The following is a 16,509-nucleotide window of genomic DNA, read 5'->3' as shown; positions in this document are numbered from 1 at the left end:
CTCGGCGCGACCGGCGTCACGGCGCTGTCACACGTCATCAGTACGGCATGAGTATTCGCAACCAGCTACGGAGGAACGATGGGCACGCAGAACGCCAAGGTCGCACTGGTGACCGGGGCAACCAGTGGCATCGGTCTGGCGATCGCCACCCACCTGGCCCGCAACGGCGCCCGCGTCTACCTGTGCGCCCGGGACGCGGACAAGCTGGCGCAGACCGTCAAGTCCCTTCAGGACCAGGGCTTCGAGGCCGACGGCACCACCTGTGACGTCACCGACCGCGAGGACGTCAAGCGCTTCGTGGCCGCCGCGGTGGACCGCTTCGGCACCGTCGACATCCTCGTCAACAACGCCGGCCGCAACGGCGGCGGTGCGATCGCCGAGATGTCCGACGAGCTCTGGTACGACGTGATCAACACCAACCTCAACAGCGTCTTCCTCGTGACGCGCGAGGTGCTGAGCGCCGGCGGCCTGCTCACCAAGGGCTGGGGCCGGATCGTCAACATCGCCTCGACGGCCGGCAAGCAGGGCGCGGTCACCGCCGCCCCGTACTCCGCCTCCAAGCACGGCGTGGTCGGCTTCACCAAGGCCCTCGGCCTCGACCTCGCGAAGACCGGCATCACCGTCAACGCCGTCTGCCCCGGCTTCGTCGAGACGCCGATGGCCGAGCGCGTCCGCGGGCACTACGCGGAGATGTACGGGATCACCCTGGAGGAGGCGGCCGAGAAGGTCACCACCCGCGTGCCGATCGGCCGTTACGTCGACGTCGAGGAGGTCGCGGCCATGGTCGACTACCTGGTCGGCGACGGCGCCTCGTCCGTGACCGCGCAGGCCCTCAACGTCTGCGGCGGCCTGGGCAACTACTAGACCCTCCCGCGGGACCGGGCCGGGCGCGGAACACACGTGTCCGGTTCGACCGCCGCTCGAATTCCGCACGAGCCCGTCGCGGCAGCCTGTGCAGGCAGCACCCGCACCCCGGCACACACAGGCAGGCAGGACGACAGGAGCATGCGGTGACAGATTCAGATCCCCTGGGGACGCGCATCCGTACGGCGGCCGTGATCGGCGTGGGCACCATCGGCCTCGGCTGGGCGGCGCTGTTCGCCTCCGCCGGGCTGACCGTCCGGATCAACAGCCGGCGCCCCGACGCCGAGACGCACGTCAGGAAGGCGTTCGAGCTGTACGCGGCCTCGCTGCCGGGCGGCCCCGCCGACCCGGCCGGGCTCTGCGCCCGCCTGGAGTTCGAGCCCGACGTGGCCCGCGCCGTCGAGGGCGCCGACGTCGTCCAGGAGAACGCCCCGGAGAACCTGGCCCTCAAGCAGGACCTCTTCGCCCGCATCGGCGCCGCCGCCCCCGCCCACGCGCTGCTGCTGTCCTCCACCTCCACCCTGCTCCCCGACGCCCTGGGCGAGAAGATGGCCGACCCGGGCAGGCTGCTGGTCGCCCACCCCTTCAACCCGCCCCACATCGTGCCGCTCGTCGAGATCGTCAAGGGCGAGCGGACCGACCCGCAGGCGGTCGAGGAGACCGTGGCCTTCTACCGGGGCCTCGGCAAGACCCCCGTGGTGCTGCGCCGCGCCGTCCCCGGCTTCGTCGCCAACCGGCTGCAGTCCGCGCTGCTGCGCGAGAGCATCCACCTGGTCCGCGAGGGAGTCGTCTCCGTCGCCGAGCTGGACGAGATCGTCACCTCCTCGATCGGCGGGCGCTGGGCGGCGGTCGGCCCCTTCCGGGCCTTCCACCTCGGCGGCGGCCCCGGGGGCCTGCGCCACTGGTTCGAGCACCTCGGCGCCGGCCTGGAGAAGAGCTGGCAGGGGCTCGGCAACCCGCCGGTGGACGAGGAGACCGTCGCCCGGATCCTCGCCCAGGCGGAGGAGGCGTTCGGCGACCGCGGTTACGAGGAGCTCGCGGCCGAGCGGGACGCGAAGCAGACGCGGGTGATCGCGGCGGCAGATGGCGGCCGGGGCCCGGCGTAAGGGCTTCGGGCAACCGGGTCACCGCGCCCATCGGGCGGAAGGTCGAGTTCCGCTCGAAGCACGCTCGACGTTCGGTCGAGGCGTGCTCGAAGCCCGCTCGAAGCTCACTCGAATCGCGCTCGAATCGCGCTCGAATCGCGCTGAAAAACCGCACGAAGCGTCGACTTCCCCGTTGACCTCAACTCTGGTTGAGGTTGAAGGATAAAGATCACCAGCCCCACGAGAGTTCCACCAGAGAGAAGGACAAGCCATGAAGGCGGCAGTTTTCCAGGAGTTCGGCGGCCCCGAGGTGCTCAAGGTCGAGGAGGTCGAGACCCCCCGTCCCGGCGCCGGTGAGATCCGCGTACGCGTCAAGGCCGCCGGTGTGCAGGCGTACGACACGGCCGTCCGCGCCGGCTGGACGCCGCCCAACATGACGCTTTCCTTCCCGCAGACCGTCGGCAACGACTTCGCGGGCGTCGTCGACGAGCTCGGCGAGGGCGTCACCGGGTTCGCCGTCGGCGACGAGGTCCTGGGCTGGGCCATCCTGTCCTGCTACGCCGAGTACCTGGTCGTCTCGGCCGAGCAGGTCGTCGCCAAGCCGGCCGGCATGCCCTGGGAGGTGGCCGGCTCGTTCTCCGCCTCGGCGCAGACCGCCCACACCGCGCTCCAGGCGCTGGAGATCGGCGCGGGCGACACCCTGCTCGTCCACGCGGCCGCCGGCGGCGTCGGCACGATCGCCGTGCAGCTGGCCCAGGTGTTCGGCGCCACGGCCATCGGCACCGCGAGCGAGCGCAACCACGAGTACCTGCGGTCGCTGGGCGCCGTCCCCGTCACCTACGGCGAGGGCCTCGCCGACCGCGTCCGCGAGCTCGTCCCCGGCGGCGTCACCGCGGCCCTCGACGGCATCGGCGGCGACGCCCTCGACGTCTCCGTCGAGCTGATCAAGGACAAGAACCGCATCGCCACCCTCGTCGACTTCGGCCGCGTCGAGGAGCTGGGCGTCCGTGCGATCTTCAGCCAGCGGACCAAGGAGCGCCTCGCCGAGCTGACCGCCCTCTACGCCGAGGGCAAGCTGCGCGTCGAGGTCTCCAAGACCTTCCCGCTGGAGCAGGCCGCGGACGCGCACCGCGAGATGGAGACCGGCCACGTGCGCGGAAAGATCGTCATCACCGTCGGCTGAACGATCGCACGTCAACCGAGGAGACCTTTCATGAAGATCGAGATCTACTCCGACGTCCTGTGCCCCTGGTGCTACATCGGCAAGCGCCGGATAGCCGCCGCGCTGGACGGCTTCGCCCACCGCGACGAGCTGGAGATCGTCTGGCGCAGCTTCGAGCTCGCCCCGGGCGAGGGCAGCGAGCCCGGCCCGACGGCGGCCGAGGCCATGGCGCAGTGGACGGCCCCGGACGTGCTGCCGGGCCGGATCGAGCTGATCAAGTCCCAGGGCCGGCAGGAGGGCCTGGAGCTCAACCTCCACAAGTCGCGCCCCGTGGGGACCTTCGACGCGCACCGGCTCACGCACTTCGCGGCCGAGCGCGGCCTGCTGGAGCCGGTCATGGAGCGGCTGTTCCACGCGTACCACACCGAGGCCCTCAACGTCGGTGACCGCGAGGTGCTCGTGCGGCTGGCGGGCGAGGCGGGGCTGGACGAGGCCGAGGTGCGCGAGGTGCTGGAGAGCGACCGCTACGCGGACGCCGTGGTCGCCGACGAGAACCGTGCCCGGCAGTTCAACGTGACGGGTGTGCCCTCGGTCGTCATCGACGGCCGCATGCCGATCTCCGGCGTGCAGGCGCCGGAGAAGCTGCTGACTTTCATCGAGCGCGCGTGGGAGCGGGCGCAGAAGGAGCCGGCGGCGTCGGTCTGACGCCACGTCACGCCCGCCCGAGGCGCGTCCGGCTCGGGCGCGTCCGGCTCGGGCGCGTCCGGCTCGGCAAGTCCGGCTCGGGCAAGTCCGACTCGGGAACGTCCGACTCGGGAACGTCCGCCCCAGGCCGAAACCCGCTGCCACGGCCGGAATTCGATCCGCTCTCCATCGGGACTCCAGTCGTGTTCCCGAGTCTGTTCCCGGCGCCGGAAGTACTCCGCGCCGGGTGAGAGAGGAAATGCAGTGCAGCACAAGTGGAAGCTGACGGGCGGACTTGCGGCCTCACTGGGGCTTGCTCTGACGGGGATCATGTCCTCGGCCGGAACGGCGAGTGCCGACACCGCGACGAAGACGCTCGATTACACCTGCCAGACCCGGTACGACGGCACCTGGATCCCGGTCACGTACGCGCGTGACTTCACGACCACGGCGCCGGCCAAGGTCGCCCCGGGCCAGACCTTCAAGGTCACCTTCGACTCGGCCCCCATCAAGGCCGTGGCGGACTTCAACAAGCTCCTCAACACCGTGAACATCGCGTACAAGGTGCCGGCCAACGCCAAGATCGTCAGCTACAAGCTGACCGGCGGCAGCAACCTCGGCTCCGCGAAGCAGTGGGTGGAGCGCAACGGCAACAACCTCGCGGTCAAGTCCGACGGCGAGTGGGCCGGCGGCGTCGAGTTCGACTTCCCGAACCTGGAGGTCACGCTCAAGGCCCCGACCACCAGCGGCGCCACCCTCACCACCGGTGCGGGCGGCTCCAGCTTCACCGACCCGGCCTTCTCCTGGAACCGGCTGCAGCCCGTGACCAACCAGTGGGACCCGTTCCAGTGCTACCCCGACCCGGCCAAGCCGGTGACGTTCTCGACCACCCAGGTCGGTTACTGACCGAGCGGGTGACCGCCCCGGGCGTCCGCTGCGCCCGGGCGTCCGCCGTGCAGAAGCCCGTCGTGCAGAAGCCTGCCGTGCAGGAATCCGCCGTGCAGAAGTCCGCCGAACGAGAACGGGCACGTGATGAGTAGCGCAGTACAGCCCCCCGGGGAGCGCGGCGTCGTCGCCGTCATCGGCGCGGGCACCATCGGGCTCGGCTGGATCGCCCTCTTCCTCGGCCGGGGCCTGCGGGTCCGGGTCAACAGCAGACGGCCCGACGCCGAGCGGGTGGTCAGGGAGGGCCTGGAGGTTTTCGCGCCCACCCTGCCGGGCGGGTCCGCCGGCGTCGACGTGCTCATGCAGCGCGTGGAGTTCGAGCCCGACATGGCCCGCGCGGTACGCGGTGCGGCCGTCGTGCAGGAGAACGCCCCCGACGACCTCGCCCTCAAGCAGGAACTCTTCCGTACGGTCGAGCGGGCCGCTCCCGCGGAAGCCCTGCTGCTGTCCTCCACGTCCAAGCTGCTGCCCGACGACATGGGCGCGCTGATGGCCGGGCCGGGACGCGTCGTCGTGGGACACCCCTTCAACCCGCCGCACGTCGTCCCCCTCGTCGAGGTCGTCGGCGGCCGGCACACCCCGACCGCGCTGATCGACGAGGTCACGGCCTTCTACCGCGGCCTCGGCAAGACCCCCGTCGTCGTGCGCAAGCCCGTACCGCGCTTCGTCGCCAACCGCCTGCAGGCGGCGCTCCTGAGAGAGAGCGTCCACCTCGTGCAGGAGGGCGTCGTCACGATGGCCGAACTCGACGCCGTCGTCACCCACTCGATCGGCCTGCGCTGGGCCACCGTGGGCCCCTTCGAGGCCTTCCACCTGGGCGGCGGCGAGGGCGGTCTGCGCCGCTGGCTGAGCGGCACCGCCCCCGGCCTGGAGCGCGCCTGGCGCGCCCCCTCCGTCCCGGCCCTGACGCCGGAAGCCGTCGAGGCGCTCGGCGCCGAGGCGGAGCGGACCTTCGGCACGGACTACGCCGCGCTGTCGCGCGCCCGTGACGAGAAGCAGAACGCCGTGCTCGACGCGCTCGCGCGGATCGACGCCCGGCCCGAGTCACTCAGGGAAGACGAGACCATGGAACCCCAGCCGCAGTCCCAGTCCCAGCCCCAGTCCCAGCCGCAGTCCCAGTCCCGCACCGAGCCGCAGCAGGCGCCTCCGCAGGCCGGGTCGCACGTCGTGGACTTCTGGTTCGACCCGCTGTGCCCCTTCGCCTGGATCGCCTCCCGGTGGATCACGGAGGTGGCCGCGAAGGCCCCGGTGACCGTCCGCTGGCACGAGATGAGCCTGGCCCTGCTCAACAGCGGCAAGGACATGCCCGAGGCGCGGCGCACGATGCTCGACCTCTACTGGGGCCCGGTCCGGGTCCTGGCCGCCGCCCGCGCCGCCCACGGCGACGCCGTCACCGGCCCGCTCTACACGGCCATGGGCTCCCGCTTCCACGGCCCCGGCGGCATCTTCGAGCCCGTCCGCACCGCTCCGGCGGAGGAGTTCCGCGCGGCGATGATCGAGGGTCTGGGCAAGACGCGCCCCGACATCGAGGCCGCCCTGGCCGAGGTGGGCCTGCCCGCGGAACTCATCGACGCGATGGACGACGACCGCTGGGACGAGGATCTGCGCGCCTCGCACGCCCGGGTGCCCTCGGACGGCCTCGGCCAGGAGCTGATCGGCGTGCCCACGATCTCCGTGGACGGCGGAGCCGGCCAGTTCGGCCCGGTCCTGTCGGAGATACCGCGCGGAGAGCGTGCGGTGCGGCTCTGGGAGGCCTTCCGGACCCTGGCCGGCGACCCGGCGTTCTTCGAGCTGAAGCAGAGCACGGGGCGCAGCGAGCCCCTGACGCACTGACCCCCTGACCCACTGTTCTGACTGCCTTACTGCCTGACTGCCTGACTGCTGACTGTCTGACTGGAGGAAACTCAGATGCGTGTGATCCGTATCCGTGAGTTCGGGGGCCCGGAGGTCATGCGGGTCGAGGAGACCCCCGTGCCGCAGCCGGGCCCGGGCGAGGTGCTGATCGCCGCCGAGGCGATCAGCGTGGGCTTCGCGCAGACGCAGATGCGGCGCAACATCTTCCCCGCCCCCATGTGGCGGCCGGAGTTCCCGATCGTGCTCGGCGGCGACGTCATCGGCCGCGTCGCGGGCGTGGGCGCCGGGGTGACCGGCTTCCGCGAGGGCGACCGGGTCGGCGCGTTCACGCTCCACGGGGCGTACGCCGACTACGTGGTCGTCGACGCGGAAACGGTTCTGTCCGTGCCGGAGGGCCTCGACGCCGCACAGGCCACCGCCCTCCCCTCGCCCGGCCCGATCGGCACCGGCACCCTGGGCACGGCAAACCTGCGTCCCGGCGAGAGCGTCCTGGTGCACGCCGCGTCCGGTGGCATCGGCCACCTGAGCGTGCAGTGGGCCAAGGCCCACGGCGCGGGACCGGTCATCGCCACCGCGAGCTCGCCCGAGAAGCTCGACTTCGCCCGCGCCCTCGGCGCCGACGTCGTCATCGACTACAGCCGCGACACCTGGGTGGACGAGGTCCGCGACGCCACCGGCGGCAAGGGCGTCGACATCATCCTCGACAGCATCGGCGGCGACGTCCTGCGCCGGGGCGTCGGCCTGCTCGCCCCGTTCGGCCGCCTGGTCTTCTACGGCTCCGCGGGCGGCGGGCTGGAGATTCCCCGGATCTCGCCCATGGAACTCATCGAGATGAAGTTCATCACCGGCTTCGCCCTCTCCCGCTGGCGCGCCGCCCGCCCCAAGGAGTACCTCGCCAACCACGAGGAGCTGGCCGCCGCCCTCGCCGACGGCACGATCCGGCACGCGGTGCACGCCACGTACCCCCTGGAAGAGGTCGGACGGGCCCACGCGGAGATCGAGTCCCGGGCCCACATCGGACGCATCGTGCTGCTGCCGGGCGCGGCGGGCTGAGCGGGTCCCCTGCCCGCCGTCCGCTGCCCTTTCCCGCCCTGATGACGTCCCTGACACCCCCTGCTTGTACGGAGATTGGAACCGCCTTGTCGGACACGAGCCCAGCTCAGGGCCCCACACGCCTCGCCGTGATCGTTGGCAGCACCCGCAAGGACCGCTTCGGTCCGGTCGTCGCCGACTGGTTCACCGCCCACGCCCGTGAGCGCGCCGACCTGGACGTCGACGTCATCGACCTGGCCGACGCCGACCTGCCGCACGTCCTGGAGGGGCCCGGCGAGGACGGCACGTACCCCTCGGCGGAGGTGCGCGCGTTCGCGGAGCGCATCGACCGGGCCGACGTCTTCGCCGTCATCACGCCCGAGTACAACCGCGGTTACCCCGCCTCGCTCAAGCAGGCCATCGACTCGGTGTACACCGAGTTCCACGCCAAGCCGGTCGGCTTCGTCAGCTACTCCGGCGGCGCGACCGGCGGCGTCCGCGCCGTCGAGCAGCTCCGTACGGTCTTCGCCGAGCTCCACACCGTCACCCTGCGGGACGGCGTGACCATCCCGTCCGTCTACACCGCCTTCGACGACGAGGGGCAGCCGCGGGACACCGAAGGCACCAACGGCGCGGCGAAGAAGCTGCTCGACCAGCTGCTGTGGTGGGCCGTGGCCCTGCGCGAGGCGCGGGCCAAGACGCCGTACGCGGCCTGACCACTCACCTGTAACCGCCAACGTCCCCCGTCCCCCGTCCAACGTCCCCCGTCCAACGTTCTAAGGGAGCGATGTGTCCCGCCGCCTGTTCACTTCGGAGTCCGTGACCGAGGGTCACCCCGACAAGATCGCTGACCAGATCAGCGACACGATCCTCGACGCCCTGCTCACGGAGGACCCGACCTCCCGTGTGGCCGTCGAGACCTTGATCACCACCGGCCTGGTGCACGTCGCCGGCGAGGTGACCACGAAGGCCTACGCGCCGATCGCCTCGCTCGTGCGCAACAAGATCCTCGAGATCGGCTACGACTCCTCCAAGAAGGGCTTCGACGGCGCCTCCTGCGGCGTCTCGGTGTCCATCGGCGCCCAGTCGCCGGACATCGCCCAGGGTGTCGACACGGCCTACGAGAGCCGCGTCGAGGGTGACGAGGACGAGCTGGACCGCCAGGGCGCGGGCGACCAGGGCCTGATGTTCGGCTACGCCTGCGACGAGACGCCCGAGCTCATGCCGCTTCCGATCCACCTGGCGCACCGCCTGTCGCGCCGCCTGTCGGAGGTGCGGAAGAACGGGACGGTTCCGTATCTGCGGCCGGACGGTAAGACGCAGGTGACGATCGAGTACGACGGTGACAAGGCCGTCCGCCTCGACACGGTTGTGGTCTCCTCCCAGCATGCCGCGGATGTGGATCTGGAGTCTCTTCTGGCCCCGGATATCCGTAAGTTCGTGGTGGAGCATGTGCTGAGGGAGCTGGTGGAGGACGGCATCAAGCTGGACACCGATGGCTACCGGCTGCTGGTGAACCCGACGGGTCGTTTCGAGATCGGTGGTCCGATGGGTGATGCGGGCCTGACCGGCCGGAAGATCATCATTGATACGTACGGTGGTATGGCCCGTCACGGTGGTGGCGCGTTCTCGGGCAAGGACCCGTCCAAGGTGGACCGGTCGGCGGCGTATGCGATGCGCTGGGTCGCCAAGAACGTCGTCGCGGCCGGTCTGGCCTCGCGCTGCGAGGTGCAGGTGGCGTACGCGATCGGCAAGGCCGAGCCGGTGGGTCTGTTCGTGGAGACGTTCGGTACGAACACCGTCGACACCGGCACGATCGAGACGGCGATCGGCGAGGTCTTCGACCTCCGCCCCGCCGCCATCATCCGCGACCTCGATCTGCTCCGTCCGATCTACGCGCAGACCGCCGCGTACGGCCACTTCGGCCGTGAGCTGCCGGACTTCACGTGGGAACGCACCGACCGCGTCGCCGCCCTGAAGAAGGCCGTCGGCCGCTGACCGTCGGCCGGGGGCCGGGCCCCGCCCCCGCCCGGCCCCGGCCCCTGCCTTCCTCCCCCCTGCACCGCAGGACCCACCGCCCCTCGCCCCGAGCCCAGGGAGAGAACCCCGTGCGCATCGCCGTGACCGGTTCGATAGCCACCGACCACCTGATGGTCTATCCCGGACGCTTCACCGAGCAGCTCATCCCCGACCGGCTCGACAAGGTGTCCTTGTCCTTCCTCGCCGACACCCTGGAGGTCCGGCGCGGCGGTGTCGCCGCCAACATCGCCTTCGGCATGGGGCGCCTCGGTCTGCGCCCGGTGCTGGTGGGCGCGGCGGGTGCGGACTTCGGCGAGTACGGGCAGTGGCTGGCCGCCAACGGGGTGGACACCGGCTCGGTGCGCATCAGCGAGACCCTCCACACGGCCCGCTTCGTCTGCACCACGGACGCCGACCAGAACCAGATCGCCACCTTCTACGCCGGAGCCATGGCCGAAGCCCGCGAGATCGAACTGGGGCCCGTGGTGCGGCGGGTCGGCGGGCTCGACCTCGTGGTCGTCGCTCCCGACGACCCGGAGGCGATGCTCCGGCACACGGACGAGTGCCGCGCCACGGGCCTGTCCTTCGCCGCCGATCCCTCTCAGCAGCTCGCCCGGCTGGGCGCGGAGGAGACCCGCCGGCTGGTGGACGGCGCCCGCTTCCTGTTCACCAACGAGTACGAGGCCGCGCTGCTGCAGGAGCGCACCGGCTGGACGGCGGCGGAGGTTCTCGCGCGCGTGGGCACCTGGGTGACCACGCTGGGGGAGAACGGTGTGGTGATCGCGGAGGAGGGCGGGGCGGAACTGCGCGTGCCCGCCGTCCCGACCGGCGGCGTCAAGGACCCGACGGGCGTCGGTGACGCCTTCCGGGCCGGGTTCCTCGCCGGCGTCGTGTGGCAGCAGCCCTACGAGCGGGCCGCGCAGCTGGGCTGCGCCCTGGCCACGCTGGTCCTGGAGTCCGTCGGCACGCAGGAGTACGAGCCGGCGTGGACGGACTTGTCGGCCCGTATAGAGGACGCCTACGGGGCGCAGGCCGCAAGGTCGATCGCCCCGCACCTGCCGGAGGTGCCGACGACCGCGGGCGGCGCGTCGTGACCGCCGCAGGCTTGGCCTCGGAGGCCTCACGGCCTCGCAGCGCCCCACGCATGCCGCACACTTTGCGCGAGGTGCTCGCGAGCGGCGCGCGCTCGTACTCCTTCGAGTTCTTCCCGCCGAAGACGGCGGACGGCGAACAGGCCCTGTGGGACGCCGTCCGCCGCATCGAGGCAGTGGCTCCGACGTTCGTGTCGGTGACCTACGGGGCGGGCGGGTCCTCGCGCGACCGCACCGTGGCCGCGACCGAGCGCATCTCCGCCGAGACCACGCTCCGGCCGGTCGCCCACCTGACCGCGGTCGACCACTCCGTCGCCCAGCTGCGTCACATCATCGGGCAGTACGCCGCCGTGGGCATCGGCGACATCCTCGCCCTGCGCGGGGATCCGCCGGGCGACCCGCAGGGGGAGTGGCGCCGTCACCCCCGGGGCTTCTCCCACGCCCGGGAACTGGTGGAGCTCATCAAGGGCTCGGGCAACTTCACGGTCGGCGTGGCGGCGTTCCCCGAGCGTCACCCCCGCTCGGTGGACTGGGACGACGACATCCGCCACTTCGTGGCCAAGTGCCGGGCCGGCGCGGACTACGCGATCACGCAGATGTTCTTCCACGTCGAGGACTACGTGCGGCTGCGGGACCGGGTCGCCGCGGCCGGCTGCGACGTTCCCGTCATTCCGGCGATCATGCCGGCCACGCACGCCCGGCAGATCCGCCGGTTCGCCGAGCTCAGCAATGCGGCGTTCCCGCAGGGGCTGGCCGAGCGACTCACCGCCGCCGCGGACCGCCCGGAGGACGCGCACCGCATCGGCGTGGACTACGCGACGGGCATGGCCCGCAGGCTCCTCGGCGAGGGTGCGCCGGGGCTGCACTACATCACTCTCAACCGCTCCACGGCGACCCTGGAGATCCACCGGAACCTGGGTCTCGCCGGCCCAAGAGTCGGGAAAGGGAAGGCAATGAAAACCATCTAGTTGGTTTTGTTTTGCTACACTTCACCCATTGCCTACGGGTGACATGTCCCCGTCCACTTCCCACATCCCCGCGTCGGGGCGCAGGGGTTCGAGTTCGTTGCGGGAGTCGTCCATGAGGAAGCAAGAGCGAGCAGAGCGCACCCGCCGCGCACTGATCCACTCCGCCGCCGCAGCGTTCGACGAGTACGGGTACGCGAGTTCGCGCGTCTCGGGGATCAGTGCCAGGGCAGGGGTCAGCACCGGCGCGTTCCACTTCCACTTCGAGGACAAGGAGTCGCTGGCCGCGGCCGTCGAGTCCGAGGCGCGCGAGGCCCTCCTCACCATCACGCGCTGCGCGGACAGCAGCGACGAACCCGCCCTGCAGGTGCTCGCGGACGCCTCCCACGCGATGGTCAGCCGCCTCCGCAGCGACCCGGTCGTCCGCGCCGGATTCCGCCTGAGCTGCGACGTCTCCGCTGCTGCCACGCGGCCCGACCTGCGCCGGCAGTGGCAGGACTTCGTGCGCCGGCAACTGGTGCGGGCGGGCAGCGAAGGGGCGCTCGCGGAGGGGGTGGCGCCGCAGGACGCGGCCACGGTCATCACGGCGTCGACGACCGGGCTGGAAGTTCTCGGCCGGGGCGACCAGGAGTGGCTGTCCCGCGAGGCCGTGACGGCCTTCTGGCGGCTGCTGCTGCCCCGGCTCGCCGCGGCGCACGTGGTCGGCCGGCTGGACCCCGCGGGGTCGGACGTGGAAGGGGCCTGGAGGGCTCCTGGAGCGTCTCTGGAAGAACGGTCGAGCACGGTCGCATAGCATGACGAACCGCCCGCTCCTCCCTTGACATACAAACTGGTCGGTTTGCTACGTTCGCGCTATGCGTCGGGGGCGGACCGCGTGTGCCCTGTCGCTCATCCGCGAGGGCGCCCGCTGCGGTGCCCGTGGCTTCGAGGAGGCGCCGGTGCGAGCGTCGAAGGAAGAGATGACGGGGCCCGGTCTGGGGTCCACTTTCGCGGCCGCCCTGCATGACGGCCTGGCCCGTTACGGCTCGTTGAGGTCCTGGCGCGAGACGCCGCCCTCGGCCGCAGGGGACCGGCCCGCTTCCGCGAAGGAGCCCGCGCCCGCGTCCGTGGCCGCGTCCGAACGGCAGGGTCCCGTTCCTGCCGGGCCGGATCCGGTCTCCGTCGCGGCGATGCTGGAAGAGGCCCTGCCGCCGTCGGCGCTGGCCGCGGTCGCCGGCGTGCTGCTGGAGTCGACCGCCCGGCGGATGATGGGCGAGCCCGACACCGTCGGCGGCGACGAGGCGTTGCGCGCGCTCGGCATCGCCCGGGTGCTGGGCTATGCCACGCTGGAAGTTGCCGGGGGACGCGCTACGGGCGGGGCTCGGGCGTGACTTCGTAGGCGAGGTAGGTCGGTGCGCCCGGCATGTTGATCTCGGCCTTGCCGGGCAGGCTCTCCAGGGCCCGCCGGATGGCGGCCATCCGGCCGTCGGTGTCGGAGTTCTCCACGAAGTTGCGGTAGTCGGCCTCGGTGGCCCAGTGGATGAGGTTCACGACGCGGGTGCCGTCCGTGCTGAGGTGGAACTGCGCCGAGCGGTAGCCGGGGTAGAAGCGCACCCAGGACTTCTGGATCTCGGTGAACTCCTTGAGCAGGGCGCGCTGCGTCTCGGGCCCGTCGACGGTGTAGTCGATGATCGAGTAGAAGCCGGATTCCTTGGTCATGAGTTCTCTCGCTCTCTCCCCCGCGTAGCTGCTTGCCTGCACGATCGGATCGGAGCCGGGGCTCGTGAACGCATCATCAAACCTCAACTTTGCTTGAGGTTAAGGGTGCGTGGTGACGGACGGGCATGTTCCGGCCACCTTCCGGCCGCTGGTGCGGGGAACCGGGCGCGGGCCCTCAGGGTCTTTCCTGAGGGCCGGCTGCGGGGTCGGCCCGTCCGATCCGAAGGGTTCGAAGGATCCGAAGGGTTCGAAGGGGGAGGTGGGGCGCGATGTCGCGACTGCCGTACGTGCCGGGGTTCGCGCGTCCGAGGGATGCGGCGGGCGGGTCGCCGAAGGCCGAGGGCAAGGCGCTGCGGGAGCGCGTGCCGCGGACCGCGCACGCGGAGTGGACCGCCGGGCCGGGCCGGCCGGACGCGGTCGCCGCGGTGGAGGCGTCGAACGCCGGCCGGCTGCCGGAGCTCACGCCGATACGGGTCGGCCGGATGGCCGCGTCCCCGTTCGCCTTCCTGCGCGGCTCCGCGGGGCTGATGGGCCACGACCTGATGGACTCGGCCGTCACCGGGGTCGGCGCCCAGATCTGCGGAGACGCCCACGCCGCGAACTTCGGGCTCTACGGGGACGCGCGCGGCGAACTCGTCATCGACCTCAACGACTTCGACGAGACCCTGCACGGCCCGTGGGAGTGGGACGTGAAGCGGCTCGCCGCCTCGCTGGTGCTGGCCGGGCGGGAGGCGGGCGCGGACGAGCCGACCTGCCGGGCCGCGGCGCGCGACGCCGTCGGCTCCTACCGGCACACGATGCGGCTGCTGGCCCGGATGCCGGTCGCGGAGGCCTGGAACGCCATTGCCGACGAGCGGCTCGTCTCCCACGCGGACGCCCGCGAACTGGTCGGCACGCTGGAGCGGGTCGCGGAGAAGGCCCGGCGGAACACCAGTGCCCGCTTCGCGGCGAAGGCCACGGAGAAGACCGAGGACGGGCGGCGGTTCGTGGACGCCCCGCCGGTGCTGCGCCGGCTGCCGGACGGCGAGGCGGCGGCGGTCGCCCTCGCGCTCGGCGGCTACCTCGGCACCCTCCCGGAGGACCTGCTGCCGCTGGCGGCCCGGTACGAGGTGCAGGACGTCGCCTTCCGCGTGGTCGGCACGGGAAGCGTGGGGCTGCGCTCGTACGTGGTGCTGCTCCTGGACCACCGCGGCGAGCCGCTCGTCCTCCAGGTGAAGGAGGCCCGGCCCTCGGTCCTGCTGCCGTACGCGGAGAAGGCCGGCTTCGCCCTGCCGCCGGACGGTCACGAGGGGCGGCGCGTGGTGCTCGGCCAGAAGCGGATGCAGGTCGTCAGCGACGTGCTGCTGGGCTGGGCGACGGTCGAGGGCCGCCCGTACCAGGTGCGGCAGTTCCGCAACCGCAAGGGCAGCGTCGACCCGGCGGCCCTCGCCCCCGACGAGCTGGACGACTACGCCCGCCTCACCGGCGCCCTCCTGGCCCGCGCCCACTCCCACACCGCGGACCCCCGCCTGATAGCGGCCTACTGCGGCAAGTCCGAAGCCCTGGACGAGGCCATCGCCACCTTCGCCCAAACCTACGCAAACACCACAGAAGCCGACCACGCCACCTTGACCCGAGCCATCCGCACGGGCCGCGTGCCAGCAGAAACAGGCATCTAACAGGCGAGCCCGCTAAACCCCCACCGCCTCCCGCGGTGCCTGCCGCCCGGTGCCCGGTCTGCCGTGCTCGGCACCGGGCAGCTCGGCTTCCGGTCCACCGCCCCTCGCCCCCCTTGCCGCAGGCAAGAAAACCCCGCCGCAACGGCGACAAGCAAGAAAATCCCGCCGCAACGGCGACAAGCCCGGACGCCGCTTCCCGGCGGTGCCGAACAGCCCCGCCACCGGCAAGCCACAGCCCCGGAGGGCCCCGGCGGGGCTGGGCCAGGGCGTCCTGGGAACCCTCCGGGAGGGAACTACGCTGGGCGGGTGATGAATCCGGACGCAGACACTTCCCGCCTGGAAAAGGCCGTCCGTACGGCCGAGACGGCACTGATCGAGTTCGAGATCGCCGTGGAGACCTTCCGGGTGGAGGTGGAGAACTTCTCCCGCCTGCACCACCAGCGCCTCGGCCCGGTCTACGCCCGCCTCGACGAACTGGAGGCGCAGATCGCCGAGGCGGTGGCCGCGCGCAGCGGCGACGCCGAGGACCTGCGCCGCGCCCGCGAGGCCCGCGCGCTGGTGCAGCCGCTGCCCGGCGTGGAGCAGCTCTTCGGCGGCTGGCTGGACTCGGAGGGCCTCTCCCCGGAGGCGCAGGCGATGCTCACGGAGAAGCCGGTCCGCCCGCCGCGCCGGGTGCGCCCGAGCGACGAGGCCCGCCGGGTCTTCCGCGAGCTGGTCCGCGAGGCGCATCCGGACCTGGCGCGGGACGAGGACGAGCGGGTGCGCCGCGAGGCGTTCATCGTGCGGGTCAACGCGGCGTACGCGGACGGTGACGAGGCCGTCCTGCGGGAGCTGGCCGCGGAGTGGGCCGCGGGCCCGCCGCCGGAGCCGCGTCCGCTGGACGTGGCGGAGGAGCTCTACGCCCGTCTGGAGTGGCTGGCGCGGCGCAAGGAGATGCTGTCGGAGCTGGCGGCCGAGCTGGAGGGTTCGGCGATCGGTGCGATGCTGCGGATGGCGCCGGAGGACCCGGACGGCCTGCTGGAGGAGATCGCCGAGGGCCTGCGCGCCCAGGTCGCCGAGCGCGAGGCGCATCTGCGGGAGCTGGTCGGGTAGCGTCGTGGGCATGAGCTTTGGTTCCGGTATTCCCGCGGTCGGCGTCGACGCCCTCTCCGCCGAAGATTTTCTGCTGGACGTCCGCGAGGCCGACGAGTGGGCGGCGGGCCACGCCGAGGGCGCGCTGCACATCCCGATGAGCGACTTCGTGGCCCGCTTCGGCGAGCTGACGGAGAAGGCTCCCGAGGGCGCCCAGATCAAGGTCATCTGCCGTTCCGGCGGCCGGTCCGCGCAGGTCACCGCCTATCTGGTGCAGCAGGGCCTGGACGCGGTGAACGTCGCGGGCGGCATGCAGGACTGGGAGGCCGCGGGCCGCCCGGTCGTGGACGGCAACGGCGCCCCCGGCACCGTGATCTGACG

17 protein-coding genes are annotated in these 16,509 nt (G+C 71.9%); 16 read left to right on the top strand and 1 reads right to left on the bottom strand.

Annotation, left to right across the window (positions count from 1 at the left end; all coding sequences use genetic code 11):
- Nucleotides 1–78: 78 nt before the first annotated feature.
- The 13 genes from fabG (at nt 79) to ACSNOG_RS06720 (ending at nt 13,071) form a co-directional block, all read left to right on the top strand.
- Nucleotides 79–864, top strand: coding sequence for a 3-oxoacyl-ACP reductase FabG (gene fabG, locus ACSNOG_RS06780; protein WP_436751625.1), 786 nt, complete (start codon nt 79–81; stop codon nt 862–864).
- A 146-nt stretch (nt 865–1,010) separates the two neighbouring features.
- Nucleotides 1,011–1,970: a 3-hydroxyacyl-CoA dehydrogenase NAD-binding domain-containing protein gene (locus ACSNOG_RS06775; protein WP_436751624.1), complete on the top strand. Its 960-nt coding sequence runs from the start codon at nt 1,011–1,013 to the stop codon at nt 1,968–1,970.
- A 250-nt stretch (nt 1,971–2,220) separates the two neighbouring features.
- Nucleotides 2,221–3,132, top strand: coding sequence for an NADP-dependent oxidoreductase (locus tag ACSNOG_RS06770; RefSeq protein ID WP_436751623.1), 912 nt, complete (start codon nt 2,221–2,223; stop codon nt 3,130–3,132).
- A gap of 30 nt (nt 3,133–3,162) precedes the next feature.
- The gene (locus ACSNOG_RS06765) at nt 3,163–3,816 is read left to right on the top strand and encodes a DsbA family oxidoreductase (protein ID WP_436751622.1); all 654 of its coding nucleotides are present in this window, start codon (nt 3,163–3,165) and stop codon (nt 3,814–3,816) included.
- A 243-nt stretch (nt 3,817–4,059) separates the two neighbouring features.
- Nucleotides 4,060–4,701 carry a hypothetical protein gene (locus ACSNOG_RS06760; protein WP_436751621.1) on the top strand — a complete coding sequence of 214 codons (642 nt, stop codon included), beginning with the start codon at nt 4,060–4,062 and terminating at the stop codon, nt 4,699–4,701.
- A gap of 126 nt (nt 4,702–4,827) precedes the next feature.
- A complete protein-coding gene (locus ACSNOG_RS06755) occupies nt 4,828–6,573 on the top strand; it encodes a mycothiol-dependent nitroreductase Rv2466c family protein (protein ID WP_436751620.1) in 1,746 nt (581 codons plus the stop codon).
- Between the two features lie 75 nt (nt 6,574–6,648).
- On the top strand, nt 6,649–7,647 hold the full coding sequence (locus tag ACSNOG_RS06750) for a quinone oxidoreductase family protein (RefSeq protein ID WP_436751619.1): 999 nt from the start codon (nt 6,649–6,651) through the stop codon (nt 7,645–7,647).
- A gap of 128 nt (nt 7,648–7,775) precedes the next feature.
- Nucleotides 7,776–8,342: an NADPH-dependent FMN reductase gene (locus tag ACSNOG_RS06745; RefSeq protein WP_436751618.1), complete on the top strand. Its 567-nt coding sequence runs from the start codon at nt 7,776–7,778 to the stop codon at nt 8,340–8,342.
- A gap of 73 nt (nt 8,343–8,415) precedes the next feature.
- Complete coding sequence (gene metK / locus ACSNOG_RS06740) at nt 8,416–9,624, top strand: methionine adenosyltransferase (RefSeq protein ID WP_436751617.1); 1,209 nt, start codon at nt 8,416–8,418, stop codon at nt 9,622–9,624.
- Nucleotides 9,625–9,734: 110 nt separating this feature from the next.
- Nucleotides 9,735–10,739: a carbohydrate kinase family protein gene (locus tag ACSNOG_RS06735; protein ID WP_436751616.1), complete on the top strand. Its 1,005-nt coding sequence runs from the start codon at nt 9,735–9,737 to the stop codon at nt 10,737–10,739.
- A gap of 50 nt (nt 10,740–10,789) precedes the next feature.
- Nucleotides 10,790–11,704, top strand: a complete 915-nt coding sequence (gene metF / locus ACSNOG_RS06730; protein WP_436751615.1) for a methylenetetrahydrofolate reductase [NAD(P)H] — start codon at nt 10,790–10,792, stop codon at nt 11,702–11,704.
- Nucleotides 11,705–11,816: 112 nt separating this feature from the next.
- Complete coding sequence (locus ACSNOG_RS06725; RefSeq protein WP_436751614.1) at nt 11,817–12,494, top strand: ScbR family autoregulator-binding transcription factor; 678 nt, start codon at nt 11,817–11,819, stop codon at nt 12,492–12,494.
- Nucleotides 12,495–12,639: 145 nt separating this feature from the next.
- Nucleotides 12,640–13,071: a hypothetical protein gene (locus ACSNOG_RS06720; RefSeq protein WP_436751613.1), complete on the top strand. Its 432-nt coding sequence runs from the start codon at nt 12,640–12,642 to the stop codon at nt 13,069–13,071.
- Here ACSNOG_RS06720 and ACSNOG_RS06715 read toward each other — a convergent pair.
- The gene (locus tag ACSNOG_RS06715; RefSeq protein ID WP_436751612.1) at nt 13,049–13,399 is read right to left on the bottom strand and encodes an antibiotic biosynthesis monooxygenase; all 351 of its coding nucleotides are present in this window, start codon (nt 13,397–13,399) and stop codon (nt 13,049–13,051) included. The genes ACSNOG_RS06720 and ACSNOG_RS06715 overlap by 23 nt on opposite strands.
- A 269-nt stretch (nt 13,400–13,668) precedes the next feature.
- Between ACSNOG_RS06715 and ACSNOG_RS06710 the strand changes: the two genes are divergently transcribed.
- The 3 genes from ACSNOG_RS06710 (at nt 13,669) to ACSNOG_RS06700 (ending at nt 16,507) form a co-directional block, all read left to right on the top strand.
- On the top strand, nt 13,669–15,057 hold the full coding sequence (locus tag ACSNOG_RS06710; protein WP_436751611.1) for a DUF2252 domain-containing protein: 1,389 nt from the start codon (nt 13,669–13,671) through the stop codon (nt 15,055–15,057).
- A gap of 309 nt (nt 15,058–15,366) precedes the next feature.
- Nucleotides 15,367–16,149 (top strand): hypothetical protein, encoded by a 783-nt coding sequence (locus ACSNOG_RS06705; RefSeq protein ID WP_436751610.1) that lies wholly within the window; start codon nt 15,367–15,369, stop codon nt 16,147–16,149.
- A gap of 10 nt (nt 16,150–16,159) precedes the next feature.
- Nucleotides 16,160–16,507 carry a rhodanese-like domain-containing protein gene (locus tag ACSNOG_RS06700; RefSeq protein WP_436751609.1) on the top strand — a complete coding sequence of 116 codons (348 nt, stop codon included), beginning with the start codon at nt 16,160–16,162 and terminating at the stop codon, nt 16,505–16,507.
- The last annotated feature ends 2 nt before the right edge of the window (nt 16,508–16,509 follow it).

Origin of the sequence: Streptomyces sp. URMC 124 (assembly GCF_051386455.1) — a bacterium.
GTDB lineage: Bacteria > Actinomycetota > Actinomycetes > Streptomycetales > Streptomycetaceae > Streptomyces.
This window is presented reverse-complemented; position numbering and strand designations above follow the sequence as displayed.